Source organism: Halosimplex rarum (assembly GCF_047715405.1).
In the GTDB taxonomy this organism is placed as follows: domain Archaea; phylum Halobacteriota; class Halobacteria; order Halobacteriales; family Haloarculaceae; genus Halosimplex; species Halosimplex rarum.
Map to the genome: position 1 here is coordinate 1,145,086 of NZ_CP180412.1, position 25,744 is coordinate 1,170,829.

The window sequence follows — 25,744 nt, forward strand, 5'->3', positions numbered from 1 at the left end:
GGCGGTGTGTCAGTACGTCCAGATGCGGTCGATCCGGTCGGCGACCTCGGTGTGAGCGTCCCGGAGCCTGTCGACGCGCCGCTCCCCATCGACGTTGATCACGTGAATCTCGCCGCGTCCGCCGCTGTAGACGTCCTGGAAGTCGTAGACCGCGCCGACCAGATCGACCGACGAGGGTACCTCGTCGCTCCCGACGAGGAACTCGATCTGCCGATCGACGTTGTACTCGACGAGACGGTTGACCGCGGAAGCCCCGTCGACTCCGTCCGGCAGCGCCTCGACGCCGGGTTCGATGTGCGGTTCGAGCAGGCCGAGGCAGTGTTCGATGCCGGCCGGCTCCGAGAGCCCGTCGGTCAGCGCCTGGTAGGTCCCGGTCACCGCGCCGCAGCCGGTGTGGCCGACGACGACGGCGGCCTCGGTCCCCGTGTGGGCGATCGGGTAGAGCACGTCGCCGGAGACCTCCTCGCCCCCCTCGGCCCGCTGGACGACGCGGTTGCCGATGTTGCCGACGGTGAAGAGGTGCCCCGGCTCTTCGTTGCCCCACATCTGGTCCTGGAGGACCCGCGAGTCCGAGCAGCAGACGGTGACCGCGTCCGGGTGCTGGGCGTCCTGCACGTCGTCGAAGCGGTCGGCGAACGCCTCCGCGTGGACCGCGTTCCCCTCCAGAAGTTCGACGATCGTCTCGTTCATAGTGGAATAGTCACGAGCCACTGGGTTGACTTCTTCGCTCGGCCGACTGCCCGATTCGGCACTGACGGGTCCCTCTCCGGCGTCATCGGCCGCTATCGATCGCCGCCGGGACCCGCTCGATCACGTCGGTCGCGACCATCCCGGTGCCGTACTCCTCGGCAGCGAGCTCCCCGGCGCGTCCGACGATCCACGGACCGAGCCGGGCCGCGTCGACGGGGTCGAGGCCGCGGCCGAGCAGCGAGCCGACGACGCCCGCCAGCGTGTCTCCGGTGCCCGCGACGGTCATCGCCGGCGTCCCCTCGTCGTTGACGTACCGGTCGTCGCCGTCGTAGATCACGTCTTCGGCCCCCTTGGAGACGACGACGGCCCCCGTCGCCCGGACGAACTCGTCGAGCGAGCCGTGTTCGTCCTCGATGCGCTCGACCTCCGCGGAGTCGGGCGTGAGGACCGCACCCTCGAAGTTCGCGCCCAGCGCGGGCTCGATCGCCGTCGCGTCGACGACAGTCGGGACGTCGGTCTGGTCGAGGATGCCCTCGATCGCGTCCGGGTGCGGCGTCTCCAGTCCCGGTCCGACGACGAGGGCGTCGCTCCACTCCGCGACGGACGCCACCTTCCCGACGGAGTCAGCGGTGAGCACGTCGCCGATGAACCGGTTCGTCAGGAGGTTCGGGGAAAAGCCAGCGACCACTTCGATAGCGACCTCCGAGGTGAGGACTTTCACCACGTCCGTCCCGGTCCTGAGCGCCGCGAGTCCGGCCAGCGCCGGCGGTCCCGCGAACTCGATGCTTCCCCCGACGATGCCGAGGCGTCCGTTGTCTCCCTTCTTCGAGTGCGGGCCGCTGTCGAGTTTCGTCAGGAGTTCCTCCATGCGGGCGATTGGGGCCGCGGCGTGAACAGTGCACGGCCGGCAGACGAGGGGGATCCGGGACCGACGGGCAACCGCTCGCCCCGCGGCGCCGGCCGGGGATCAGCGGTGCGCGTCGAACCACTCCGCCGCGAAGTCCACGAGCGCGGGCTGGTCGACGAGTCGCGCGTCGGCGTCGCCGACCGACCCGCGGTCGACGGCGTCCCCGCGTTCGGTCTCGAAGGCGGCGCCGACGTCCTCGAAGTCCGAGGTGTCGGTCGCCATGTCGTCGTACTCGACGCGGACGACCTCGCCGCCCTCGACCACGGGCGCGTCGTTCCTGACCGTGTTCTTCGGGAACTCGGCCCGGTACTCGGCGAGGTGGAGCGACGTGTTCGTGTCGTAGCTCGTCCCGAGCATCAGCACCGCCCCGTCGCGGTCGTAGACGCGCGCGAGCGGCGAGTGCTCGCCGAGCCCGTAGTCGTAGTGGTGGTCCTCCACGATCGCCTCGGCGTCGGCGCCCCACGCCGCGAACGAGAACGTCGGATGCCGGCTCCTGACGGCGTCCGGGTAGGCGCGGAAGACCTCGGGGACCACGCCGACGGCCCTGGACGGGGTGGTCTCGGGCCGGAACGGCGGTCGCTCGTCGCGGATCGTCTCGATCCACTCCTCCGGGACAGGTGGGTTCGACCAGAGCTCGGGGTCCGTGTACTGCCCGGTGTGCGTCGGGACGACGAGCGTCCCCCGGTCGGTCACCGCCTCCCGGAGCGCGTCGACGACCGCCTGGGCGTCGCCGCAGACCCAGCCGAGCGCGCTCAGCGAGGAGTGGACCAGCAGGGTGTCGCCCGTCTCGACACCGAGGTCGCGAAGTTCCTCGGCCATCGCCGACACCGTCACCGGCTCGTCGACGCGGTCGACGGCGGCGTGTTCTCCCATGGCCCGCCTTCGGGCAGCGGGAATTTGAGTGTTGTGCGACGAGCGGAGACGAATACGAGCGCGCGACTGCGGTCAGTTACCGGTCGCGACGGTCACGTTCCCGTTCGTGCCCGACGCGGTGGCGTTCGCGACGAACGCCTCGTCGCCGGCGAACACCGCGACCGTCTGGGAGTCGACGCGAGCGAGACGATAGGCCGTCTCGTCGCTCGCGGGCCGCTCCGCTCGCCAATTCTCGAACGCGCTGGCGAACTCGCCGGCCTCGCCGGCGTCGTCCCATCGAAGCGCCCAGGCGAACCCGTGGCGACTCCTGTTGTCGGCGTGGCGCAGGCGAGCGACGTGGTCGCTGCCCCACCCCGCCGCGGCCGTCGACGCGACCGAGCGGTTCAGCTCCGCGCGGAGCATCGTCCGGACGACGACTTCGCCCTGGGTGTCGTAGTGTCGAGAGATGTCCGTCCAGTTTCCGCTCGCGTTCACCGCGATAGTGAGGTTGCGTTCGGGCTCCTCGCTCGGCGTGTAGCCGTGGATCAGCTGTTCGGTGGTGACGGGGGTCGGCGTCGACTCGTCGTAGAGCCAGGAGACGTTACGCGGGCTCTCGACCTGCGAGTGGATGTACTGGGACCCGTACAGGTACCGAGCGCGGAAGAGCCGGCGACCCGCGGGACCCTCCTCGTACTGCTCGCGAAGCTCCTGTGTCTGGTTCCAGGACGTGTTCAGGTACCGGTCGACGTACGCGTCGGTGACGTAGACGGACGCGCCTTCGACGAGGCCGGCGGCGACCTGCTGGGAGTCCGTGTCGTCGACGAACCCGCCGAAGCCGCTGGTGTCGGCCACGTCGCTGTGGAACTGCATCCAGTGGACGTACTCGTGGGCCAGCAGCGTCTTGACCTGCCGTTCGCTGGCGTTCTTCGGCATCACGATAATTCGGTCGGGGCTGGCCTGGCCGTGGTAGACGCTCGTGTTCACGAACTCGTCGCCGTAGCCGAACGCGTCGTAGAACGGGTCGGCCGCGAGCTGGTCGTTGTAGCGTTCGAGCCGGGGCATCTCGTCGCGGACGTAGACCGTCGGCGGCTCCACGTCGGTACCGAGCAGTTCCTGAACGTCCGCGTACACGGCGTCCTCGTCGACCGAGAGGGGACCCCCGCGGAGGTCGACGTCCGGATCGTCCGAGCCGTTCGGCGTCGCGGTGGGCGTGGCGGTCGGCGTCTGTGTTGCCGTCGACGTAGCCGTGGACGTCGGCGTCTCGGTCGGTGTCGCCGTCTCAGTCGGTGTCGGCGTCGGGGAATCGGTGGCCGTCGGGGAATCGGTGGGTGTCGCCGTCGGATCGGCCTCCGTCCCGTCGGGCGTCGCTGTCGGTTCCGCAGTCGATGCGTCGGTCTGTGCCGGCGTCGCCGTGTCCTGTCCGCCGAGGGGGCTCCCGCAACCCGCGAGCAGGAGGAGGGCGACGACGCCGACGGTGGCGACTGTCTGTCTCATTGGAGAGACCGCTAGAGGGCGGTTCGCTCGGAATGTCACTTGGCTGCAGTGTATACGTTACGATCGGTTGTCCGACGCCTCCGCAGTCTCCCGGCAGGCGCTCTCCAGTCAGGCGCTCTCCGTGAATCGGTCGGCCAGTGCGTCGAGTTCATCGTGGTGTTCCGTGGTGTGTGGCGCCGTCAGCGGCGAGACGCTCACGTCGCCGTCGACGACTGCCCGGCGGTCGCTCCCCTCGGGGTCGGGGATGTCTCCCTCGGCCATCCGCTCCCAGATGCGGTCGTGCAACTCGATCGCCCCCTCCTCGCGAGTAGCGGTCATCTGGTACACCTCCGACGGGAACGTGACCTGCATCCCGGCGGGGCCCCACTCCGCGACGGGCGCGTTGACGTTGAGATAGTCGGCGTTCTTGAACACGCCCGTCCCCGGAGTGCGCTCGACGAGATACTCCGTCGCTCGCGCTGCCTCCGCGTAACTCTCGGGGTCCACCTGCACGTCCTCGTAGGCCGCGTCGTCGCGCACGGGGATGTACATCGAGACGGCGATCGCGGGCACGTCGAAGAACGTCGCCTCGACGGCGGCGGAGACCGTCCCCGAGCGTCCGAGGACGTACGACCCGAGGTTGGCGCCCTGGTTGCAGCCGGCGACGACGATGTCGGTGTCGGGGGCGACCGACCCCAGGCCGGCGACGGTGCAGTCCGCGGGCGTCCCCTCGATGGCGTAGCCGAGGTCGTGCTCGCGGACGGTCACGTCGTGCGAGAGCGACCGGCCGACGGCGCTCTGGTCCACTGCCGGGGCGACCACGGTCACGTCGCCCACGTCGGTGAGCGTGTCGTAGAGCGCGCGCAGCCCGGCGCTCTCGATCCCGTCGTCGTTCGTCAGGAGGATCGACGGCTCGTCCATACGCCTCCTGTCGTCGGTACGGGCAAAAGCGCACCGGCCCTCGAAAGTACGTGTCTCCCGTAGCTCGTTCGCTGGTGGTTGTGGGTGCCGAGAGAACAGCAGGCGATGACCGGTATCGGTGCGTTCGCTAGCGGGAATCGCTACCGCAGAGATCGCTGGAAGTTGAAAGCCCTCGGCGCGCTCGCTAGGAGAGTCTACACCCGCAGACGACTATATGCGATGAAAGCCCTCGGCGCGCTCGCGGTCGCTGAGTCGGATATCCTCGCTCCGCTCACGGGTCGCTTCGCTCCCCGTTCGCATTCGAGGTCTCCCTGTGGTCGACCTCACACCGCTCGGATAGAGCCGACTCAGGCGACTACACTTCGTCGCGAGCCCGCCTCGCCCTTTCAGTCCACCAGGACCGCAATCGCGCAACACAACACCGCACCCGCATAGCACCGCAGACGGCCACACCCCTCCCCAGCCGATTGCGATGCTCACTTCGTTGCGCTTCTCATCCCTCGCACGGCTTCGTCTCACGGCTCTCACGATGTTCGAGCACGCTCGACAGCGCGCGCCACCGCAGTCGACTCCTGGCCTCAGACCGGGACCCGGTCGACAACGGTCTCGCCGTCGACGACGAGGTTGTACGCCTCCTCGTCGTCGTTCCAGAGAACGAGGACGTTCTCGAACGACAGCACGTCGCCGTAGTCGGCGGCGCGCAGGTCGGCGTTGAGCGTCGACTCCTCGGTCAGCACCGCGAAGTGGTCGACCTGCTGGCTGCCGTCGCCCACCCGGAACAGGTCGTTGCCGCCCTCGGAGAGGTCGTGGCTGAGCTTCGCGGCGTAGTAGTTCAGCCGGTCGGTGACGTGGTCGTCGCTGTCGGCGAACCGCGCCACTCGCGAGTCGTCCGGTGTGAAGTCTACGCGCCGGCGCCCGTCGCGCCGGAGGAACGTGTAAGCGTACTGCACGTCGGCGTTGACGAACTCGCCGTCCCGCCGCTCAGGTCCGTCGAGCCCGGACTCGCCGGGGTCGCCCTCGTCGAGGCGGCGCTGGAAGGCCGGAACCTCGATATCGGGTTTCACGTCGAACGACCAGCAGTCGTCGGCGGGCGTCACGCCCGGCCAGAGCCGGACGGTGGGGCCGTAGATGGCGAGCGGGCCGCGGTCGGCGACCGCGCGCTCGACCTCGCGGAGGCCGATAGCGGTGTTCCGGTCCGCGGGCGCCAGCCCGACGATGGTCCCGTCGGGAGCGAGCGCGTCGGTGTACCGCCGGACGACCGATTCGGGGTCGTCGAGCTCGCTCAGCACGTTCGAGAAGAGGATCAGATCGAAGCCCGCCCGGTCGTCCTCGTCGCTGCCGCCACCCGACTCGCCTTCGATCAGCGCGGCTGGATCGAACGATTCGGCGGTCTCACGGTGGATCGTCGGGTAGACGTTCCGGCCGGTCTCCGCGAGCATCGCCTCCAGCACGTCGGCGGCGTCGCTCGGCTCGACCGCGTGGTAGTCCACGAGCGCGTCCTCGGGGAGGAGGTCGTGGAGCCCCAGCGCAGGGCCGCCCACGCCGGCGCCCACGTCGAGGACGCGGAGTCGCTTCGGCAGGAGCCCATCCCGGATCAGGTCCGCGAGGACGTACTGGGCGACGGCGTAGTAGTCCGGCAGGTGGTAGACGGCGTACGCGAGCGCCGTCTCGGCGTCGTAAGCCACGTCGCGCTGGTGGTAGTAGTCGTCCTTGATCGCGCGGATCCGCTCGCGGAGGCGGTCGCCTGAGTCGCCGTCCGGCCAGCCCGCGCCGTAGCGCTCGACGAGCATGTCCTCCAGCAGGCGACCGTGCTCGACCGGGAACGCCTCCACGCCGTGGAACGCCGTCGAGAGCGGCTCTTCGTCCACGGGTTTGAAGGTTCCGTCCTCGCGTTCGACGAGGCCGAGGTCGACGGCCGACTCGCGGAGCACCTGTTTGACCGCCGCGGGGTGGGGCTGGCCGTCGACGTACTCGTGGATTTCGTCGGGGTCTATCGGCCTGACCTCACGCAGGTACTTCGCGTTCGACCGCACCTGTTCGCGCTGGTCTGCGTTCATCGAGCGTCTCCGTCGGACTGCCGCGCTCCCTCTTCGGGTGACGGCGCGCCTTCGAGCGCGGGCGGTTTTCCCTGTCCCGCTTCCCGGTACAGTTCCTCGAAGCGCTCGCGGTCGGCGTCCGCGATCTCTCGGGCGGACTCGGCGACGCTGCCGGCGCCGTCGAAAGCGGTCTGGATGTCGGCGTAGACGCCCGGGTCGTTGCCGGTCACCGTCTCCAGCACGTCGAACAGCGCGGCCGAGACGGGGGTCTGGAACTCGTCGGGGACCGGTTCGGCTGCGAGACCGAACGCGAGGACGGCGGCGTGAGCGCGGGCCTGGACGGTCTCCATCGCGCGGTCGTGCTCTCGTGCTGTGGTCTCGAAGCAGTCGTTTCCGGTCTCGGCCAGCGCCGCCCGGATCTCGTCGGTGACCGGTCCGGGCGCGTCGGCGACGACCGCGACGTTTCCAGGGGCGTTCGCGGCGGCGAACAGCGGGTGGAAGCTCACCCGTTCGAGGTCGGGACCAGCGGCCTCCATCGCGTCGACCGCCCGCCGCATCACGCCGGTCACGTCCACGAGCGCGCGGTCAGCGCGGTCGGCGTAGCTCTCGATCGCCGACTCGACGGCGGGGATCGGCACGGCGACGGCGACGACGTCGAAGGTCTCGCCGGCGTCGGTCGGGACCGCCCGAGCCGGGGTCTCCTCGAAGGCGTCGGCGGCGTCGCGGGCGACGCTCGGGTCGGCGTCGGTGAAGGCGATCGACGGGGGGTCGGGCGTCCCGACGGCGAGCGTGCGGGCGAACCACCGCCCCATCTCGCCGGCGCCGACCACGAGCAGGTTCATGCGGCGTGGCTACTGTGCCGGCTTCCAAAAGCCGTTCGGTCACTTCTCTCTCCGCCCGGTCCGGCGGTGTGTCACACCTTCCCGTTCTGAAAACGCTTATCAGTCGGCCCCGAGATGTCCGTCCCATGAGACGCGTCCGCTTTCGCGATTCTGCCGGCAACGTGCGCGGGGGTCGATGGACGACCAGAGACGGGGAGGACGTCGTGACCGCCGCCGCGGGTCCGTACGGACGCATCGCGTTCGGCGACGAGACGTTCGACCCCGAAGAGGTAGACATCCTCGCTCCCTGCGAGCCCACCAAGATCATCTGCGTCGGTCGAAACTACGCCGACCACGCCGACGAGCGCGACGAGGAGGTACCCGACAGGCCGCTCCTGTTCATCAAGACGCCCAACACCGTCGCGACCCACGGCAGCACCGTCACGCTCCCGGCGGGCAAGGAGCGCGTCGAGTACGAGGCGGAACTCGGTGTCGTTATCGGCGAGCAGTGCCGCAACGTCGACGCCGTCAACGCCGAGGACGTCATCGCCGGCTACACCTGCTTCAACGATCTCTCCAACCGCGACGACCAGGATATCGAACAGAACTGGGTCCGCGGCAAGGCCTTCGACAACGCCGCGCCCATCGGACCGGTCATCGCCACCCCGGAGCACCTCGCGGACGACGCCACCATCGAGGCCCGCGTCAACGGCGAGACGCGTCAGTCCTCGACCATCGACCGGATGATCTTCTCGATCCCGGAACTCATCGAGGAGATCACGACCTACATGACGCTGGAGCCGGGCGACGTGATCGCCACCGGCACGCCCGAGGGTGTCGGCCCGCTCTCGGACGGTGACGAAGTGGAGATAGAGATCGACGACGTGGGGACCTTGCGCCACTCGGTGCGGTTCCCGGACGCGTAGTAACGCGGTCCGCTCGGCGTTCGCTCGTTCCTACACGGAGTACTCGTCCTGCCGGATCTGCACGTACTTCCCGTCGCCGAAGCCGCGCTTGGTCCACTTGTAGTCGGCGACGATCTTCAGCGCCGTCGTCCCCGACCGCAGGGCGCCAGTCCAGTCGTAGCCGCCGCGGTTTTTCATCGCCCTCGTCGCCGCGAACACGCGGTCCCAGTCGTCCGGTTCCCACCCGCGGACGACCTCGGCGAAGGCGACGTTCCGCAAGACCTCTTCGCCGATGGCCTCCTTCCACTCGCCGTTGTAGGCCATCAGTCGGTCGTTCGCGGCGAGTTCGCCGGCGATCTTGCCAGTGCGGACGGCCACGTGGTCGCCGCCTTCGTGAAACGCCGACGTGGTGCCCATCGCGCCGCCGACCACGGCGATCCCCGCGCTCGTCGGCGAGTCGATCGGCCGGGTCGAGGAGATCGGGTAGGCCTCGGTCCCGCGGGACTTCCCGCGGTCCTCGACGAGCGGGAAGTCGTCCAGGTCGTAGCCAGGGTACTCCCGTTCGAGCAGGCGTCGCAGGTAGACCGCACCGGCGGGGATGCGTTCGTCGTCCGCGTCCAGCAGCGCGTAGTCCTCGGGATTGGCCACGTCCGCGAGTTCCAGGTCCATCGGCATCGTCAGGCCGACGCGGGCGACGTTGTCGTCGTTCGGGAAGATCCACGGGTAGGCGGTGTGACCCGGGATGACGCCCCACCAGAACTTGATGTGGGCGGGGTCGAACAGTTCCTCGGGGATGCGGCGGTGCTCCTGGTAGGCGATGTGGTTGGCCTCCTTGGGCCCGAGGGAGTCCGAGACGCTGCGGCCACTGGGCAGGAACTGGTCCAGCACGCCTGTCGTGATCGTCCGCTGGGGTCCGTCGGCGAGGATCAGGTAGTCCGCGCCGACCTCGTCGCCGTCGGCGAGGGCGAGCGTGTGCCGCGGGTCGCCCGAGAGGTCGGTCTCGACGTCGGTGACACTCGTGCCGACGCGGTAGGTGCCGCCGGCCTCCTCGGCACGGTCGCGGAGCCAGTCGTCGAACTTCGCGCGGTGGAAAGCGAACCCGAAGCTGTCGTACGAGGCGTCGATGCCGGTCTCTTCGAGCGTGACGGACTCGTTCGGGCCGATGAACTCGGCGCCGTCGAGCACGCTCAGGATGACGTCGTCGGGGAGCTCCTCCGCGGGGATGCCCATGATGTCGACCCAGTAATCGAGCATGCCGGCGGCGTCCGTGGAGTCGGGGCCGATCCGGTCGCGGTCGGCGCGGGGGACGCCCTTCTCGACCACGAGGGCGTCGGCGCCCTCGCGGGCGGCCGCCCACGCGGCGGAGGTGCCGGCGGGGCCACCGCCCACGATCGCTACGTCTACGCGGTCCATACCCCTATCCGTGCTTCGGCGGAGTATAAATCCCCCTTTCATTCCCCGACCGAGAGGGCGGAGGGCACCGCTCCGAGGCGGGGAGGGCGCGAACGGTCAACCCTATCAGTGCGCTCGTCCAATCGCCGCCGATGCCAGACCTGATGGAGACGTTTCTGGAGAACCGCTGGATGGTCCAACCGAACCACGCGAACTCCCTCGGGACCACCCACGGCGGGAACGTGCTCAAGTGGATGGACGAGGTGGGCGCGATGTCGGCCATGCGCTTCGCCGGGCGCGATTGCGTCACCGCACGGATGGACCAGGTGGACTTCAAACAGCCCATCCCCGTCGGCGAGACCGCCCTCGTCGAGGCCTACGTCTACGAGACCGGCCGCACCAGCGTCCGCGTCCGCCTCCGCGTCTTCCGCGAGAACCCCCGTTCCGGCGAGCGCGAACTCACCACCGAATCCTACTCCGTCTACGTCGCCATCGACGACGACCGCGACCCGGTTCCCGTCCCGGAACTCACCGTCGACAGCGAGGAGGGCCAACGGCTCCAGGAGGAGGCCCGCAACGGCGACGACAAGGAGAGCACGGCGTAGCGACACAGACCCCAGGCGAGCGCCCCCGCGTGTGCGTGGACTTTTCCCCCCACCGGGCGTATCACGACCCATGACGCTGGACGTCGACCCGCCCGATCCCCCGGAACTGGAGACCATCGACCCGAACGAGTACGACGACGCGCAGGTCGTCGACGACACGGACTACCGGCGCGACGAGATAGAGGATTACCTCCGCGACGGCGCGTGGGACCGGGCGTTCGAGGAGTGGGCCGACCGGACGGACATGGACGAGGCCACCTTCGCGATCGTGGCCGACCTCGACCTCATGGAGCGCTTCGACTTCTTCTGGGACTCCTACGCCGAACGGGTCGGCTACCACGCGCCCGGGCTCCCCGAGGACTGGAAACACCGGGACATCCATCCCGACCTCGACTCCTGGGGAACCGTCTCCGCGATCAACGCCGGGCTGACCGAACTCGGGCAGGAAGTGTGCGACGTGCTCAAAGACGAGTACATCGAGTGGGAGACGGCGTACGAGGCCCCCGACGACCTCCCCGACTTCGAGTAGCCGTCGGCGACGCCGAGCCGATTCACTCCCGCGGGACGGCCACGTTCCGCATCCGCCCTCCGCAGTCCGGACAGGAGCCGATCGACCCGTCGGTCGTCACCCTGTTCAGGCAGTCGGTGCACTCGTACCGCGATTTCTCCGCCGTGTAGGGATCGTCACTGAACATGCGACAAACGTTGACATATGTCAGCAAAAGCGTTGCTGTAAGGAAATACTAGGAGTATAACTCCGTTGAACCACTCCAAACGTCCACTACTGGTCGACGGAGGAACGTCCTCGCCGGTGCCGGTGCCGGTGTATTTCTCCGTGGGGCTCCCGTCGCTCTCGAACGCTGTCGGCGAAGAGGAGCGTTCCGCCCGCGATCCAGATTCGACGGCAGGATACCGAGGTCGATGGTGCGGTCGGTCGACCTGTCAGCGTGGGAATCACCTGGCCGGCGACGAGTACAGGAAATTAATTACCCCCCGTAACAGAGACTGGGGTATGACAACTATCGTCCCCCCGAAAGAACGAGTCTGCGAACGCTGCGGTCGAACCGACGTCTGGGACGACGACGCCGGCACCTGGACGGTCGTCACCGACGACGAGGGCGAGCGCCTCACGGGCGATCGCTTCTGTCTCCACGAGTGGGACATCAACGGGACGTACAACCCGCTCGAAGGAGGCGCCTGAACCCGACCCGATCCAGTCGGATTTTCTGCGGTCGTCCGCTCAGTCAGCGAGTGAGAAGATCGAAGCCAGGGCAGGGATCGGAACCACGGTCAGAGCAAAGCTCTTCGCTGATTCAAATCCGCCGGCTTCCGCTCCTCACGTCCGTTCGTCGGAGGAAGCCAGGGCAGGGATTTGAACCCCGGGAGTCTCGATTACAAGTCAAGTGCTTGAACCACCCAAGCTCCCCTGGCGCGGGTAGGTGTTACTCCCCCTCCTTTGAGAGGTTATCGCTTTCCAGCGGTTTCTCCAGTTGCACCCGGTGGGTGTCGTACCCGTGCCGGCGGTAGAACCGCCGGGCTTCGAGGTTGTCGGCCATCGCCTCCAGGACGACCGTATCGGCGCCCAGGTCGTCGAGTCGCCGCTCCGCCGTCGCCAACAGCTCGCCGCCGAGCCCTTCGTTGCGGTACTCGGGGCGGACGTAGAGATTCTCGACGACGCCCTGGGTCACGTCCATCTCGTAGCTGCCGCGGTCGAGCGTGAACATGACGAAGCCGGCGACGTCGTCGCCCTCGGTCGCGACGACGAGCCGGTCGGTCACGGCGTGGCGGGTCAGCTCGTCCGCGACGACGCTCTGATTCCGATCGGCGAGCACGTGCGAGTCGTACTGGGTCTGCTCGTCGGCGAGTTCGACCCACAGGTCGGTGACGGCCTCCGCCTGCTCCACCGTCGCGAACTGGATCTCCATCGGGGACTCGAACATCGATACCGACCGACAAATCTCTTCGGCCCCGGGACGTGGGAGAGTTTTATTTCCTCGGGGTCTCCACTGTGAGAGGGGGATACGGTATGTTAGCTCACAACACGACAGGTCGCCGGGGTCGCTCCAGAATTGCGCGGGTGAGGGGGGTCAGACCGGCGTCCGGGTACCGCAGACGCCCGTCGACCGACGGCGCGCGGCTCCGCTTGCTGGGGACTCGGACCCGGCCGTCGCACACGACGAACACGTCGCGACCAGTACTGGCGCGCCGTCGGACACCGACAGCGAGGACCCGTGACCGCTCCGGATCCACGTTCGGCCAGTCCGACCTGGCGGCACCGACACCGAACCATGGCCACGAGTGAGCGCGTCACCGACTGGTCTGTAGCTGTCGCGGAGCGGCCGAAGACGGCACTGTTCGGCGGTTTGGTGGTCCTTCTCGCCGTCGACCTCCTGTTCAGACTCGTCGGGTTCGAACTCACAGTCGGCTCGGCGACGCTCCTCGGCGGGAGCCTCGCCGTCGGGCGGCTGATCACGCTCGTCTGGGACGGCATCGTCGTCGGTCTGGGCATCGGCCTGGCCGGAATCGGCCTGTCGATGACCTACAGCATCCTCAGTTTCGCGAACTTCGCACACGGCGACTACATCACGAGCGGGGCGTTCGCCGGGTGGGGCGTCGCCTTCCTCGTCGCCGGGTTCGGGGGCGGTCTCCTGGAAGGGAACGCCCTCTACCTCGCCACGGTCGGCTTCGGTCCGGCCGGGCCGAGCGCTGCCGACATCTCCGTCAGCGTGCTCCAGACGCCGCTGGCGGTCTTCGGCGGGCTGGTCGTGGCCGCGCTCGCTACCATCGCGCTGTCGCTCGTACTCGACCGACTCGTCTTCGAACCGATGCGCGACCAGAGCGGGATCGCCGTCCTCATCGCGAGCATCGGCGTCGCGCTGGCGCTGCGTTACGTCGTCGTCTTCGTCTTCGGACCGCGCAACCGCGGACTGACCGCCGACGGCGCCAAACTCGTCGTCGCCGGCGTCGACGGGGCGCTCGCGCTCGCGACGAAACGCTCGACGATCATCCGCGCGCAGAGCGGCGACGTGTCCGCGGACACCTTCTACGCGGAACTCCCGGTCCTCGACTTCGGCGCCTACTCCGCCGAACTGCTCACCGTCACCGGCGCCGAGGTGACGCTGGTCCTCACGTCGCTGGCGCTGATGTACGCGCTGCACGTGACCCTCCAGCGGACGAAGCTCGGCAAGGCGATGCGGGCGATGGCCGACAACGAGGACCTGGCACAGATCACCGGCATCCCGACCGAGCGGGTCGTCCGCGCAACGTGGATCATCGGGGGCGGCCTCGCCGGCGCGGCGGGCTACCTCCTCGCGCTCGAGCGCGGAACGCTCGCGTACAACCTCGGGTGGCTCCTGCTGTTGCTCATCTTCGCCGCCGTCATTCTTGGCGGGATCGGGTCTATCTATGGCGCGATCATCGGTGGTCTGCTCATCGGCCTCACCAACTCCGTCTCGCTGGTGTGGATCCCGTCGTCGTTCTCGACGGCCGCCGCGTTCGCCATCATGATCCTCGTGCTCGTGATCCGGCCGGACGGCCTCTTCGGAGGGGTGACGACGGCATGAGCGGCGCGGACGCGACCGACGGGGAACGCCCTGGAACCGCCTTCCGCGGGCGCCTCGCCGAGGAGATCCGTGAGGGCGACGCGGGCTTGATCGCCCTCGTCGTGCTCGGCATCTACGGGCTGTTCACGGTCTTCGCGATCCTCGGCCCGTCGGAGGGCGTCGGCGGCGTCGTGGCGGCGCTCCAGGGGGTCACCTTCTGGGCGGCGCTGTACGCGATGCTCGTCCTCGCGCTGAACCTCCACTGGGGGTACACCGGCCTGTTCAACATCGGCGTCGCGGGCTTCATGGCCGTCGGCGTGTACACGTTCGCAGCGCTGACCGCACCGACCGGTGGGAGCCCGCCCGGCCTCGGCCTGCCGCTGTGGGTCGGTGTCGTCGGCGGGATGGCGATGGCCGCGGTCGCGGGCGCGGTGGTCTCCCTCCCGGCGTTGCGGCTCCGCGCCGACTACCTCGCCATCGTCACCGTCGCCTTCTCGGAGATCGTGCGGCTCTCCTTCCTCTCGACGACGATGCAGGAGTTCACCCTGTTCGCCACCCTCGACTTCGAGATCGGGGGCGTCGAGATACTCCCCGATCTGGCGCTCGGCACGGGCGCCGGTCGGGGGATCAACATGCCCATCAACCCGACCATCCCGGTGAAGGCGCTGTTCTACACGAACCCGGGGAACCCGGCCAGCGGCGGCCGGACTGTCTTCGGCGAGGCCGTCCTGTCGGCGTTCGCGACGATCGGGGTCAGGGAGACCGTCGTCGTCTCGCTGGCGTACACGTTCGTCCTCATCGGCTTCGTCGCCCTCTTCTACTGGCTGCTCCGCCGGATCGGCAACTCCCCGTTCGGGCGCGTGCTCAAGGCCATCCGGGAGGACGAACTCGTCGCGAACTCGCTCGGCAAGGACACCCGGCGATTCAAGGTCACGGTGTTCATGGTCGGTTGCGCGCTGATGGGGCTCGGCGGGATCCTCTGGGAGACCCAGCGCGGGTTCACCGACCCCACATCGACGACGTTCCGCCCGATACAGACGTTCTACATCTTCATCGCGCTCATCATCGGCGGCGCGGGCTCGAACACCGGGAGCGTCATCGGTGGTGCGCTGTTCGCGGCGCTGCTCTTCCAGGGACCGCTGTACGTGAGCCGCATCTTCTCGAAGTTCATCGCGACGGGCGACGCCCCCGGCACGTTCGGGGGCGCCGTCGCACCCATCGCGTCGCTGAACCTCTCGCCGTTCCTGGCCTACACACTCCAGAACATCTCGACGCTGCGGTTCGTCCTCGTCGGCGTCGTGCTGATCGTCCTGATGCACCGCAGGCCGACCGGACTGCTCGGCCACCGGAAGGAGGTCGCGTCGAGTATCGACCTGTCGAAGCGCGGCGACCGGACCGGCTCGAACCCACCCCGGACGGCGGCCGACGGAGGTGGTCGCGATGACTGAGGACGGGACGACAGTCGGGGGAACCGGGGAGTCCGCCGAATCCGACGAGCCCGGCGAGGCGGCCGAGATTGACGGTTTCGCCGACGAGTCGGCCGCCGTCTCCGAGGCGGTGACCGACCGCGTGCTCGACGAGGAGGCGGCGTCGCTGGTCGTCGACGACCTCCGCAAGTCCTTCGGGGGAATCCGCGCCGTCGACGGCGCCTCGTTCTCGGTCGAGCGCGGGACGCTGACGGGGCTCATCGGGCCCAACGGCGCCGGCAAGTCGACGACGTTCAACCTGATCACCGGCGTCCACGAGCCCGACGGCGGGCGCGTGACCTTCGAGGGGCGGGACCTCACCGGGATGCGAACCCACGCTATCGCCAACGCGGGACTCGTGCGGACGTTCCAGATCGCCCGCGAACTGGAGGAGATGACCGTCCTGGAGAACCTGATGCTCGCGCCTCGAAACCAGTCCGGAGAGAGGCTCGTCAACGCGGTCACGCCGGGTCTTCGCGGCCGCGTCCGCGAGGAGGAGCGCGAACTGCGCGAGCGCGTCTGGGAGACGCTCGAACTGTTCGAGATCGACCACCTCGCCGAGGAGTACGCGGGCAACCTCAGCGGCGGCCAGCGCAAACTCCTCGAACTCGCCCGCGCGCTGTTGCTCGACCCGTCGATGATGCTGCTGGACGAGCCGTTCGCCGGCGTCAACCCGACGCTTGAGGAGAAACTGCTCGACCGCGTCCACGAACTGCGAGACGAGGGGCTGACCTTCCTGCTCGTCGAGCACGACATGGACCTCATCATGGAGCACTGCGAGCACGTCATCGTCATGCACCAGGGGCAGGTGCTCGCCGAGGGCCCGCCGGCCGCGATCCGGTCGAACGAGCGGGTCATCGACGCCTACCTGGGGGAGGACGTATGAGCGACGCGAGCGAGCCGACCACGGAGTCACGGGACGGAACGAGCGCGACGGGCACGGCGGACGCGTCGACCGCGACAGACGCGACGGACGCATCCACCGTCGACGACTCGCTGCTCGCCGTCCGTGACCTCGACGCCGGGTACGGCGACCTCCAGATCCTGTCGGCCGTGGACCTGGACGTGGCCGACGGCGAGTACGTCACGATCGTCGGTCCCAACGGCGCCGGCAAGTCGACGGTGATGAAGTCGGTGTTCGGACTCACTCGCATCTTCGATGGATCGATCTGCTTCGACGGCGAGGACATCACCGGCGCCGCGCCCGACTCGCTGGTCCACCACGGCCTCGGCTACGTCCCGCAGAACGAGAACGTCTTCGCGGGACTGTCGGTCCGCGAGAACCTGGAGATGGGGGCGTACGTCCTCGAGAAGTTCCCCGAGGAGCGCCTCGCCGACGTCTACGACCGCTTCCCCGTCCTCGAAGAGCGCGAGGGCCAGCGCGCCGGCACGCTCTCGGGCGGCCAGCAGCAGATGCTCGCGATGGGGCGGGCGCTGATGCTCGACCCCGACCTCCTCCTGCTCGACGAACCGTCGGCGGGGCTCGCGCCCGATCTCGTCGAGGACCTGTTCGAGCGCATCGACGCGATCAACGACTCGGGCACCGCGATCCTGATGGTCGAACAGAACGCGAAAGAGGCGCTCCGCCGCTGCGACCGCGGGTACGTGCTCGTCCAGGGCGAGAACCGCTTCGTCGACGCCGGCGACGCCCTGCTCGCCGACGACGAGGTCCGCCAGCAGTTCCTCGGCGGATAGCTCGCGTTCGGACGGAAAAGCCCGATCGCTTCCGCGACGCCGTCGGGCGCTCACTCCGAGTACTCGATGTCCTCGATCACCTCGAAGCCGCCCTCCTGGTAGCGGTAGAACTGGTAGGTCGCGGCGCCGATGTCGCCGGCGTCGTTGAACTGGATGTTGCTGGACGCGCCCTGGTAGTTGATCTCCGTCCCGTCCGCGGCCATCTCCAGCCCCTCGGCGAGGTTGTCGGCCGTGACCGTCTCGCCGCCGCTGTTGGCGACGTTCGCCATCTGGTCGCGGATCGCCTCGCCGTCGTTCTCGCCGGCCGCCGCGTTCGCGAGCGCGAGGACGGCGACGGCGTCGAACGACTGGGCCGTGAACGGGCTCTCCGACGGGTCGCTGTCGAACTCCTCCTGGTACATCGAGTCGAACGCGTCGCGGCCCGGACCCGTCGAACTCGGGGCCGTCCCCCAGACGTTGCGCATCGAGTTGCCGACGTTGCCGGGCAGGCTCCCGCTCTGGAGCCCGTCGGGGACGACGATGTCGCAGAAGTCCTGGGAGTAATCGCCGTAGAAGTCCCGGAAGATCTGGACGCCGCTCTCGGGGTACCCGACGATCATCAACAGGTCTGGTTGGTCCTGCAGCGCGGAGCTGAGCTGGGACGTGTACGACCCCTGGCCCGGTTCGAAGCTGACCTCGTTCTGGACGGTGCCGCCGGCGTCCTCCCAGGCGGAGACGTACTCCGCCGCGAGCCCTTGCCCGTAGTCGTTGTTCAGCGCGAGCGTGGCCGTCGATTCGGCCTCCAGCCGCTCGCGACCGACCGTCGTCATCACGGAGGCCTGGAGCCCGTCACCGGGCGTCGTCCGCCAGAGGTAGCCGTTGTCTTCGAGGTCCGAGAGCTGCGGGGACGTGCTCGCGGGCGAGCACTGGACCACGCCGTTGGGCACGAAGACGTTGTTCGCCGTCTGGATCGTCACTGTCGACGACAGCGCCCCGGCCACCATCGGGTAATCGGCGCTGACCAGCGCTTCCGCGCTCGATATCCCCGTGTTCGGGTCGGTTGCCGTGTCCTCGAACTGGTAGTCGATGGTGAACGCGTCGCTCTCGCTGTCCATGTGCTCGGCGGCGAGCTCGGCGGCCTGCCGGATCGGCGGCCCGAGCTCCGAGAGCCCGCCGGTGACGCCCATCAGAATCCCGACCCTGATGGTCCGCGACCCCGACCCGCCGCCGTCCCCGGTATCCGTCCCCGTCCCGCCGTCGGACGCGGGCGTCTCGGTGGGTGTCTCCGTCGATCCACCGTCGCCGTCCCCGCCGCTGCCGTCGTCACCGTCGGCCTCCGTCGGCGTGTCCTCCCCCGCCTGCGCGCACCCGGCCAGACCGGCCACACCGGCGACGCCGAGCCCCCTCAGTAGCTTCCGTCGTCGTATCTTGCGAGACATCTCGATCCGTTTGTTAACAAGGCGCAAATATAAAGGTGTGCCACAACCTGTCACGTCTATTGTCCTATAGGTAGTGCCTAGCGCCGCTGGGTAGCCCAAAGAACGTCCGATCGGGTCGAGGGAGTGAACACCGCCGATTTCGTACCAGAAAGAGATCACGTACTTTGTGCTTACCTGCAGGGTAGATACGACCGGGCACCATGCCAGACCGTTGGGGGGCCGGTCCCGTTTAGATGTCCCGACAGTCGGCGCAGAGCAGTTGCCCGTTGAACGGCGAGAGGCCGCGCGCGAGCGAGCCGCAGGCCTCGCAGACCGACTGGTCGGTGTACCGATCGTCCCTGCCGGGTTCGGTCGCCCCTGCCCCCCGGCCGGCCGAGACGCCCGCGACGGCGCGCTCGCCGACCTCCGACGCCGGCCCGCTCGCCGTCGGCGCGAAGGGCGAGGCGGACAGCAGGTCGTGCTCAGAGAGGACGCCGAGGAGTTCGGACCCGTCGGAGACGAGCACGCGCTGGGTCGACTGCGCGGACATCTCGTCGGCCGCTTCGGCGATGGTCGTCTGCGGTGAGACCGTCGGGACCGAGTCGGTCATCGCCTCCGAGACGTCGGCGGACTCCCCCTCGGCCCTGACGAACGTGGCCAGCGCGTCCCGCTCAGTCACGACGCCGACCGGGTCGGCCCCCCGCAGCACGACCGCGCTGTCGGCCCCCTCCTCGAGTATCAACTCGGCGGTCTCCCGGAGGCCGTCCGACTCGCTGACCCCGACGAACTCGCGGTCCATCACCTCCTGGACGCTCACGTCTCGTTCCATGTGGGGACGTTTCGCACACTTCGCCTAAAAGCTACCTGCACCACCCTTAAGACGCCAGAACGCGTAGATCCGGACTCCGAAATCGACCGGCAGAGACCGACTCACGCGGGCGTCAGACCGGCGGTTCGGCGTCGGTGGTCGACCGGTCGACGCTGACCTCCTCGCCCGTCGCGCGGCACTCTTCGAGCGCGTGTTTCGCGGCCATCCCCGCCTCGTGGGCGACGGCGCCGCGACCGACGCCGACCTGGAGTTCGACGTCGACGGCGTCGCTCACGTGAGCGACCGCGTCGCGGTAGTCGTCGGCGTCCATGGCCGAGCAGACCGCGATGATGTTGTCGCCGCCGACGAAGAAAGAGAGGGAGTCGTAGGCCTCACGCATGTACCGCATCAGTTCCGCGTAGCCCTGCTCGATCTCGATGAACGTGTCGAACTCGTTGAGTTCGTCCGTGTACTTCCCGGTCGCGTCGACGACGTCGAAGTGGGCGATCTGCAGGTCGTCGGCGGTCCGGTAGTCCTCCTCGATGGCGCGGCCGCGGAGGATCTCCCGGCGTGACTTGTCCTGGGCGCTCCCGGCCTCCTGGAGCTGCTCGGTGGCCGTCCCGAGGGCCTCGGCCGGGGTCGTCCCGGTCGCGACGCTCAGGCTCATCGTCACGGGGTAGCGGTTACCGACCGACTCCTGGATCAGCGCGTGGTCGTCGATCGTCAGGCCGTTCGTCACGGCGACCATGTTGTCGAATCGCGAGAAAAACACGTAACCGCCCCGGTTACCGACGAGCTGCGAGAGGTCGGCGTAGAGGCGGGACTGGAGCGTCTGGAGGTCGACTTCCCGGCGCGGCTCGGGCGTGACCGTCCAGGGGCCGTAGTTGTCGATCTGGACGTGCGTTACCTGCGTGTTCGTCACAGTACCGGCCCGTTAGACACCTGCCTGTATTGGTCTTTCCGTTCCGGACCGATCGTCGTTCCGTACCGGACGCCCCCGCCGGATCACTCCCCGTCGGCGCCGGAGGACGCGCGCGACTTCGTCTCGACGTCGTCCCCGAACAGCCGCTCGTCGTCGACCGCCAGCTCGACGGTGGCGAGAAGCGAGTCGTACCGGACGACGCCGGTCGCCGTGAGCTTCGGCAGGTGCCGCTGGAAGATGTCGCGGCGGACGGGGTCGGCCGTTTCCCTCGACACTTCCTCGACCGCGCCCGCTTCCTCCGCCGCCGCGACGCGCCGGGCCAGGTCAGAGACGGGCAGCGGCCGCTCGGACTCGGCGAGCCGATCCAGGACGCGGCGGCGACGGCCGTCCGCACGCAGGTCCGCGATCACCGACTCCGGGAGCTCCGACCCGTTGTTCGGCTCCGCTTCCTCCTCACTGGTCACGAGCGACCCCTCCCTCGGCCCCTCGCTTGCACTCGATTCCGGACATCGTTCTCTGCCGCCGAACTACGGGTCGGCCGCATTAGTATGTGTCGCGGTACCACGCGGGGTGGGGCCCGTTCCGGTGCTAGCGCCGACCGTCGGGCTCCGACATCGGGATTTCCGGCACAGCGGCGGTCGCCTCTCGGTCGGTCGATTAGCGGTGTGCCACCAATGCCCGCGGCGGTACCTCTTTGGGCCGTCCGGGCGACGACGCCAGTATGCAAGTCGTCCTCTTGACGGCCGGGGAGGGTACCCGGATGCGGCCGCTGACAGAGTCGCTGCCGAAGCCGATGCTGCCGGTCGCCGACCGACCGCTCGTCGCCCACGGCGCCGACGCCGCCGTCGACGCCGGCGCCTCCGAACTGGTCCTCGTCGTCGGGTACGAGGCCGAGGCGGTCAGGGAGTACTTCGGCGAGGAGTATCGCGGCGTCCCGGTCGAATACGCCGTGCAGGAGGAGCAACTCGGCACGGCTCACGCGGTCCAGTGCGCGAGCGAACACCTCGACGGTCCCTTCGTCGTCCTCAACGGCGACGACCTCTACGACCGCGCGAGCGTCGACGCGCTGCTGTCGGCCGAGGGACCCGCAGTCGGCACCTACCGGGTCGACGACCCCACGAGCTACGGCGTCTTCGAGGTCGAGGACGGCGTCGTGACCGGCATCGTCGAGAAGCCCACCGATCCGCCGACGGACCTCGTGAACGTCGGCCTCTACCGCTTCCCGGCCGAAGCGCGCGAGTGGCTCGACGTCCCGCTCAGCGAGCGCGGCGAACACGAGATCACCGACGTGCTCTCGAAGGTGATCGCCGAACGCTCCGTCACCACCGTCGGGGTCGAGCGCTGGCTCGGCTGCGGCCGTCCCTGGGAACTGCTCGAAGCCAACGAGTGGAAGGTCGGCGAACTCGACCGCGACATCCGGGGCGACGTCCACGAGCGCGCCGACCTGCGCGGTCCAGTCGTGGTCGAGGAGGGAGCGACGGTCGACGCGGGCGTCGTCGTCGAGGGGCCGGCGCTGATCCGCTCGGGCGCCGAGGTCGGCCCTAACGCCTACGTTCGCGGCGCGACGCTGCTCGCGGAAGACACCCACGTCGGGAACGGCGTCGAGATCAAAAACAGCGTCGTCATGGAGGGGACGCACGTCCCGCACCTCTCGTACGTCGGCGACAGCGTCCTCGGCCGCGACGTGAACTTCGGGGCAGGAACGAAGGTCGCGAACCTCCGCCACGACGGCGAGTCCGTCCGCTTCACCGTCAAGGGCGACCGCGTCTCGACCGGCCGCCGGAAGTTCGGCGTCGTCGCCGGCGACGGCGTCAAGACCGGCATCAACACCAGTCTGAATCCCGGCGTACGTCTCTCGGCCGGCGCGACGACGAACCCTGGCGAGTCGGTCACGCGAGACCGCTGAAGCCCGGTTCGGTCGGTTTCCTACCGTGGTGGCCGGACGCACTCGCGCTCGCGTTCGATGTATGCGATTAAGTGGGTCGATGTCTTCGAGTGGGACAAGATGGTGGATCCGACCTCCGATCTCAACGAGGACGTGGCCGAGGACGAGGCGCCGACGTGCGCCGTCTGCGGCGACGCGCTGGTCCAGAATCCCGACCACCGGGTGACCACGCGCGTCGTGGACGGCGAGGTCGAAACGACGCACTTCTGCAGCGAGGCCCACCGCGACGAGTGGGCCGAGTGAGCGGACGGCGAGCGCCCGCCGGTTCGCCGGCCGACAGCGAGAGCGCTCGGAGCCCGTGACGGCCGACCGCGAGCGAATCGAGCCAGGGCGACGGTCGGTCTGTCGCTACCGATGCGATCCGTTATCGCCGCGTCGCCGACTCCCCTCGCCGGACTGCGGATATTGTCTCACAACCCGTCACAGCAGCGCATTCGGCGGAATCGGTCGCCCCTTCTCCACCAAACGGTTCCGCCCGACGTTCCGTAGAGCCGAACGTCGTAGAACCAATTCCTCCACACTTTAGTACGGTCCAGCAGTAGCCGGCGGCATGGGACGCGATTACAGGGATCTGCACGATCCGAACGCGGAGTACACGATGCGGGAACTGTCGGCGGAGACGATGGGGGCCGCGGCCAAGCGCGGCGGCGGCCGCGACGTCGAGATCACCGACGTCCAGTGCACCATGGTCGACGGGAACTTCCCGTGGACGCTCGTCCGCATCTACACCGACGCCGGTATCGTGGGGACCGGCGAGGCCTACTGGGGCGCGGGCATCCCGGAACTGATCGAGCGGATGACGCCGTTCCTCATCGGTGAAAACCCGCTCGACATCGACCGCCTCTACGAGCACCTCATCCAGAAGATGTCCGGCGAGGGGTCGGTCGAGGGCGTGACGGTGTCCGCTATCTCCGGTATCGACGTCGCGCTGCACGACCTGGCGGGCAAGATCATCGAGGTCCCCGCGTACCAGCTGCTGGGCGGCAAGTACCGCGACGAGATGCGCATCTACTGCGACTGCCACACCGAGGAGGAGGCGGACCCCGACGCCTGCGCCGACGAGGCCGAGCGCGTCGTCGAGGATCTGGGCTACGACGCCCTGAAGTTCGACCTGGACGTCCCCAGCGGGTTCGAGAAGGACCGCGCCAACCGCCACCTCCGCCCGGGCGAGATCCGCCACAAGGCCGAGATCGTCGAGAAGGTTACCGAGCGCGTCAAGGACCGCGCCGACGTGGCCTTCGACTGCCACTGGACGTTCTCCGCGAACTCCGCCGAGCGCCTGGCCGAGGCCATCGAGGACTACGACGTGTGGTGGCTCGAAGACCCCGTCCCGCCGGAGAACCTCGAGGTCCAGAAGAAGGTCACCGACTCGACGACGACGCCGATCACCGTCGGCGAGAACCGCTACCGCGTCACCGAGCACCGCCGCCTCATCGAGGACCAGGCCCTCGACATCGTCGCGCCCGACATGCCGAAGATCGGCGGCATGCGCGAGACGAAGAAGATCGCCGACGTCGCGAACCAGTACTACGTCCCCGTCGCGATGCACAACGTCTCCTCGCCGGTCGGCACCGTCGCGAGCGCTCACGTCGGCACCGCCGTCCCGAACTCGCTGGCCGTCGAGTACCACTCCTACGAGCTCGACTGGTGGGAAGACCTCGTCCAGGAGGACGGTCTCATCGAGGACGGCTACATGACCGTCCCCGAAGAGCCGGGCCTCGGCGTGACCCTCGACCTCGACACAGTCGAAGAGCACATGGTGAACGGCGAGACCCTCTTCGACGAAGCGTAAGGTTCGTCGAGCACGCTGAGCTTTGCTCAGCGGCGTTCGATGAGACGTCGCCGACGGCCGGACTCGTTTTTTCGGATCTCAGTCGAGGAAGAACCGGATCAGCGCGTCGTGGCCGGGCGCCGCGTCGTCCGGAACCTCGGTGAACCACTCCAGGTCGGGCCGATCGGCGATGTCGTTCGGTCCGGGCGGTCCGTCGTCGCCGCTGGTCGCTCCGTCGCCGCTGCCGGTCGATGCACCGCCGTCGGCCCCGCCGGAACCGTCCGGCCCGGAACCCGGTGGCGCGGCGTCGGTTGGCCCGATTCCGCTCCCTTCCATCCCCCGGAGGAGCGAGGCGCCGAACACGACGCTGTAGCCGACGACGCTCTCGTCGCCGCTCTCCGTGCGCGTTTCGGTGCGGACGACGAGTTCCGGCGCCCGGACGTCGACGGGGACGCCGATCGACTCCTCGCACCAGCGGTCGGCCGCGATGGCCCAGTCCTCGTCGACGCCGACGGGGCCGTTCGGGAGCGTCCACCCGTCGATGTACTCCGAGTCGACCAGCAGGAGGTGGCCGTCGTGACTCGTCAGGCCGACGACGACGAGCCCGCTCTGGTCCTCGGCGCCTGCCGCGACCGTCTCGAACTCGGTCTCGTCGACGACGCGCGTTTGCTCGCGGAACTCGACGCCGGGTGCATCCCGGAGTTCCTCCGGGTCCCTGATGCCTGTCATGGACTGACAGTGGGCGGTGGTGCGGTTAAAGACTAACGGGAACGCGAGGTGTCTCGTACCCACTCGCCGGGTTCGGTGGTCCCCACCGAAACGCTCACCACCGTCCGGCGCGCGCTCCCTCGCATGCGAACCATCGACGAAGTCCACGTCGTGCCGCTCGGCTACGAGCACGACCGGATCCTCCGACCGGTCCGCAAGCACGACGCGGACGTGGTGTACCTCCTCGCGCCGGACGGCGAACACACCCCGCTGACCCCCTACCAGGAGGCGCTCGTCGAGGAACTCGGTGGCGACGGACGGACCATCCGCTTCCGGGAGACGGACCTGACCGACCTCTACGACGTACTCGCGGTCGTGACGACGGTCGCGGCCGACCACGAGAGTGACGTCGTCCGTGTGAACGTCTCCAGCGGCGGGAAACTCGCCGCAATCGGGAGCGCCATCGCCTGCATGGCGACCGACGCGACCGCCTACTACGTCCACGTCGACGAGCACGTCCCCGACCTGGAGTCGACCCCGCGAACGCGCGGGATGCGCGACGACGAAGTGCTGCCCTCCTACCCTATCGAGGCTGTCTCGCGCGATCAGGTGGCGATCCTCGACTACCTGGAGGGGACCAACGACGAGACGTACACCGCCAAGAAGTCCGACCTCATCGACTTCGCCGAGTCGGCGGCCCTCTCGTTCATCGCGGACGCCGACCCCGCCAACGACAAGGCGAAGTTCGCCCTCCTGAACGCCAACATCGTCGACCCGCTCGTCGACGACGGCTACATCGAGGTCGAACGCGTCGGTCGGCAGAAACAGATCCGCCTGACCGAGACCGGTGAGAACGTCCTCCACGCGTTCCGCCACAAGCTCTGAGTC

At 68.6% G+C, this 25,744-nt stretch carries 27 protein-coding genes and 1 tRNA gene; 12 read left to right on the top strand and 16 right to left on the bottom strand.

The features are described from left to right. Positions 1-9: 9 nt before the first annotated feature. The 7 genes from ACMGFH_RS05655 to ACMGFH_RS05685 all read right to left on the bottom strand — a co-directional run bounded on the left by ACMGFH_RS05655 (position 10) and on the right by ACMGFH_RS05685 (position 7,721). A complete protein-coding gene (locus tag ACMGFH_RS05655; RefSeq protein ID WP_415381845.1) occupies positions 10-690 on the bottom strand; it encodes a carbonic anhydrase in 681 nt (226 codons plus the stop codon). A gap of 82 nt (positions 691-772) precedes the next feature. Continuing rightward, entirely contained in the window at positions 773-1,558 is a 786-nt protein-coding gene (locus ACMGFH_RS05660; RefSeq protein WP_415381846.1) for an NAD(P)H-hydrate dehydratase, read from the bottom strand. A 99-nt stretch (positions 1,559-1,657) separates the two neighbouring features. Beyond that, positions 1,658-2,470, bottom strand: coding sequence for an aminoglycoside N(3)-acetyltransferase (locus ACMGFH_RS05665; protein WP_415381847.1), 813 nt, complete (start codon positions 2,468-2,470; stop codon positions 1,658-1,660). Between the two features lie 72 nt (positions 2,471-2,542). Further along, positions 2,543-3,943 carry a hypothetical protein gene (locus tag ACMGFH_RS05670; RefSeq protein ID WP_415381848.1) on the bottom strand — a complete coding sequence of 467 codons (1,401 nt, stop codon included), beginning with the start codon at positions 3,941-3,943 and terminating at the stop codon, positions 2,543-2,545. A 108-nt stretch (positions 3,944-4,051) separates the two neighbouring features. After that, entirely contained in the window at positions 4,052-4,843 is a 792-nt protein-coding gene (surE, locus tag ACMGFH_RS05675; protein ID WP_415381849.1) for a 5'/3'-nucleotidase SurE, read from the bottom strand. 578 nt (positions 4,844-5,421) lie between these two features. After that, positions 5,422-6,900, bottom strand: coding sequence for a small ribosomal subunit Rsm22 family protein (locus tag ACMGFH_RS05680; protein ID WP_415381850.1), 1,479 nt, complete (start codon positions 6,898-6,900; stop codon positions 5,422-5,424). Next, positions 6,897-7,721, bottom strand: coding sequence for a prephenate dehydrogenase/arogenate dehydrogenase family protein (locus ACMGFH_RS05685; protein ID WP_415381851.1), 825 nt, complete (start codon positions 7,719-7,721; stop codon positions 6,897-6,899). The genes ACMGFH_RS05680 and ACMGFH_RS05685 overlap by 4 nt, the downstream gene beginning before the upstream one ends. Positions 7,722-7,846: 125 nt before the next feature. On the opposite strand from ACMGFH_RS05685, the gene ACMGFH_RS05690 reads away from it, so the two are divergent. Beyond that, on the top strand, positions 7,847-8,626 hold the full coding sequence (locus ACMGFH_RS05690; RefSeq protein WP_415381852.1) for a fumarylacetoacetate hydrolase family protein: 780 nt from the start codon (positions 7,847-7,849) through the stop codon (positions 8,624-8,626). 30 nt (positions 8,627-8,656) lie between these two features. Here the strand turns inward: ACMGFH_RS05690 and ACMGFH_RS05695 are convergent, their stop codons facing one another. Further along, positions 8,657-10,018, bottom strand: a complete 1,362-nt coding sequence (locus tag ACMGFH_RS05695) for an NAD(P)/FAD-dependent oxidoreductase (RefSeq protein ID WP_415381853.1) — start codon at positions 10,016-10,018, stop codon at positions 8,657-8,659. A 131-nt stretch (positions 10,019-10,149) separates the two neighbouring features. On the opposite strand from ACMGFH_RS05695, the gene ACMGFH_RS05700 reads away from it, so the two are divergent. Continuing rightward, complete coding sequence (locus ACMGFH_RS05700) at positions 10,150-10,602, top strand: acyl-CoA thioesterase (RefSeq protein WP_415381854.1); 453 nt, start codon at positions 10,150-10,152, stop codon at positions 10,600-10,602. Between the two features lie 70 nt (positions 10,603-10,672). Next, positions 10,673-11,131, top strand: coding sequence for a hypothetical protein (locus tag ACMGFH_RS05705; protein WP_415381855.1), 459 nt, complete (start codon positions 10,673-10,675; stop codon positions 11,129-11,131). A gap of 22 nt (positions 11,132-11,153) precedes the next feature. On the opposite strand, the gene ACMGFH_RS05710 is transcribed toward ACMGFH_RS05705, so the two are convergent. Further along, on the bottom strand, positions 11,154-11,297 hold the full coding sequence (locus ACMGFH_RS05710) for a rubrerythrin-like domain-containing protein (protein WP_415381856.1): 144 nt from the start codon (positions 11,295-11,297) through the stop codon (positions 11,154-11,156). A gap of 317 nt (positions 11,298-11,614) precedes the next feature. On the opposite strand from ACMGFH_RS05710, the gene ACMGFH_RS05715 reads away from it, so the two are divergent. Further along, on the top strand, positions 11,615-11,803 hold the full coding sequence (locus ACMGFH_RS05715) for an HEWD family protein (RefSeq protein ID WP_415381857.1): 189 nt from the start codon (positions 11,615-11,617) through the stop codon (positions 11,801-11,803). Between the two features lie 156 nt (positions 11,804-11,959). Here ACMGFH_RS05715 and ACMGFH_RS05720 read toward each other — a convergent pair. Together ACMGFH_RS05720 and ACMGFH_RS05725 are read right to left on the bottom strand one after the other, a co-directional pair. Next, a tRNA-Thr gene (locus tag ACMGFH_RS05720) sits at positions 11,960-12,033 on the bottom strand. Between the two features lie 11 nt (positions 12,034-12,044). Further along, positions 12,045-12,527, bottom strand: coding sequence for a GNAT family N-acetyltransferase (locus ACMGFH_RS05725; RefSeq protein WP_415381858.1), 483 nt, complete (start codon positions 12,525-12,527; stop codon positions 12,045-12,047). A 363-nt stretch (positions 12,528-12,890) separates the two neighbouring features. On the opposite strand from ACMGFH_RS05725, the gene ACMGFH_RS05730 reads away from it, so the two are divergent. Genes ACMGFH_RS05730 through ACMGFH_RS05745 form a run of 4 tightly spaced genes read left to right on the top strand, consistent with a single transcriptional unit; the run spans position 12,891 to position 17,305 of the window. Further along, a complete protein-coding gene (locus ACMGFH_RS05730; RefSeq protein WP_415381859.1) occupies positions 12,891-14,165 on the top strand; it encodes a branched-chain amino acid ABC transporter permease in 1,275 nt (424 codons plus the stop codon). Next, positions 14,162-15,592, top strand: a complete 1,431-nt coding sequence (locus ACMGFH_RS05735; RefSeq protein WP_415381860.1) for a branched-chain amino acid ABC transporter permease — start codon at positions 14,162-14,164, stop codon at positions 15,590-15,592. Before ACMGFH_RS05730 ends, ACMGFH_RS05735 begins: the two co-directional genes overlap by 4 nt. Further along, positions 15,585-16,496, top strand: coding sequence for an ABC transporter ATP-binding protein (locus ACMGFH_RS05740; protein WP_415381861.1), 912 nt, complete (start codon positions 15,585-15,587; stop codon positions 16,494-16,496). Before ACMGFH_RS05735 ends, ACMGFH_RS05740 begins: the two co-directional genes overlap by 8 nt. Further along, on the top strand, positions 16,493-17,305 hold the full coding sequence (locus ACMGFH_RS05745; RefSeq protein WP_415381862.1) for an ABC transporter ATP-binding protein: 813 nt from the start codon (positions 16,493-16,495) through the stop codon (positions 17,303-17,305). Before ACMGFH_RS05740 ends, ACMGFH_RS05745 begins: the two co-directional genes overlap by 4 nt. 50 nt (positions 17,306-17,355) lie before the next feature. Here the strand turns inward: ACMGFH_RS05745 and ACMGFH_RS05750 are convergent, their stop codons facing one another. From ACMGFH_RS05750 to ACMGFH_RS05765, 4 genes are all read right to left on the bottom strand, one after another. Continuing rightward, complete coding sequence (locus ACMGFH_RS05750; protein ID WP_415381863.1) at positions 17,356-18,723, bottom strand: ABC transporter substrate-binding protein; 1,368 nt, start codon at positions 18,721-18,723, stop codon at positions 17,356-17,358. 229 nt (positions 18,724-18,952) lie between these two features. Further along, entirely contained in the window at positions 18,953-19,531 is a 579-nt protein-coding gene (locus tag ACMGFH_RS05755) for a cyclic nucleotide-binding/CBS domain-containing protein (RefSeq protein ID WP_415381864.1), read from the bottom strand. 112 nt (positions 19,532-19,643) lie between these two features. Further along, a complete protein-coding gene (locus ACMGFH_RS05760) occupies positions 19,644-20,432 on the bottom strand; it encodes a GTP cyclohydrolase III (RefSeq protein WP_415381865.1) in 789 nt (262 codons plus the stop codon). An 83-nt stretch (positions 20,433-20,515) separates the two neighbouring features. Beyond that, positions 20,516-20,896, bottom strand: a complete 381-nt coding sequence (locus ACMGFH_RS05765; protein ID WP_415381866.1) for a hypothetical protein — start codon at positions 20,894-20,896, stop codon at positions 20,516-20,518. Positions 20,897-21,153: 257 nt separating this feature from the next. Between ACMGFH_RS05765 and glmU the strand changes: the two genes are divergently transcribed. The 3 genes from glmU to ACMGFH_RS05780 all read left to right on the top strand — a co-directional run bounded on the left by glmU (position 21,154) and on the right by ACMGFH_RS05780 (position 24,169). Further along, positions 21,154-22,338 carry a bifunctional sugar-1-phosphate nucleotidylyltransferase/acetyltransferase gene (glmU, locus tag ACMGFH_RS05770; protein ID WP_415381867.1) on the top strand — a complete coding sequence of 395 codons (1,185 nt, stop codon included), beginning with the start codon at positions 21,154-21,156 and terminating at the stop codon, positions 22,336-22,338. A gap of 99 nt (positions 22,339-22,437) precedes the next feature. Continuing rightward, positions 22,438-22,620 (top strand): hypothetical protein, encoded by a 183-nt coding sequence (locus ACMGFH_RS05775; protein ID WP_415381869.1) that lies wholly within the window; start codon positions 22,438-22,440, stop codon positions 22,618-22,620. Between the two features lie 307 nt (positions 22,621-22,927). Further along, on the top strand, positions 22,928-24,169 hold the full coding sequence (locus tag ACMGFH_RS05780; RefSeq protein WP_415381870.1) for a mandelate racemase/muconate lactonizing enzyme family protein: 1,242 nt from the start codon (positions 22,928-22,930) through the stop codon (positions 24,167-24,169). Positions 24,170-24,247: 78 nt separating this feature from the next. On the opposite strand, the gene ACMGFH_RS05785 is transcribed toward ACMGFH_RS05780, so the two are convergent. Then, on the bottom strand, positions 24,248-24,877 hold the full coding sequence (locus ACMGFH_RS05785; protein WP_415381871.1) for a hypothetical protein: 630 nt from the start codon (positions 24,875-24,877) through the stop codon (positions 24,248-24,250). A gap of 123 nt (positions 24,878-25,000) precedes the next feature. Between ACMGFH_RS05785 and ACMGFH_RS05790 the strand changes: the two genes are divergently transcribed. Further along, positions 25,001-25,741 (top strand): DUF6293 family protein, encoded by a 741-nt coding sequence (locus ACMGFH_RS05790; protein WP_415381872.1) that lies wholly within the window; start codon positions 25,001-25,003, stop codon positions 25,739-25,741. The last annotated feature ends 3 nt before the right edge of the window (positions 25,742-25,744 follow it).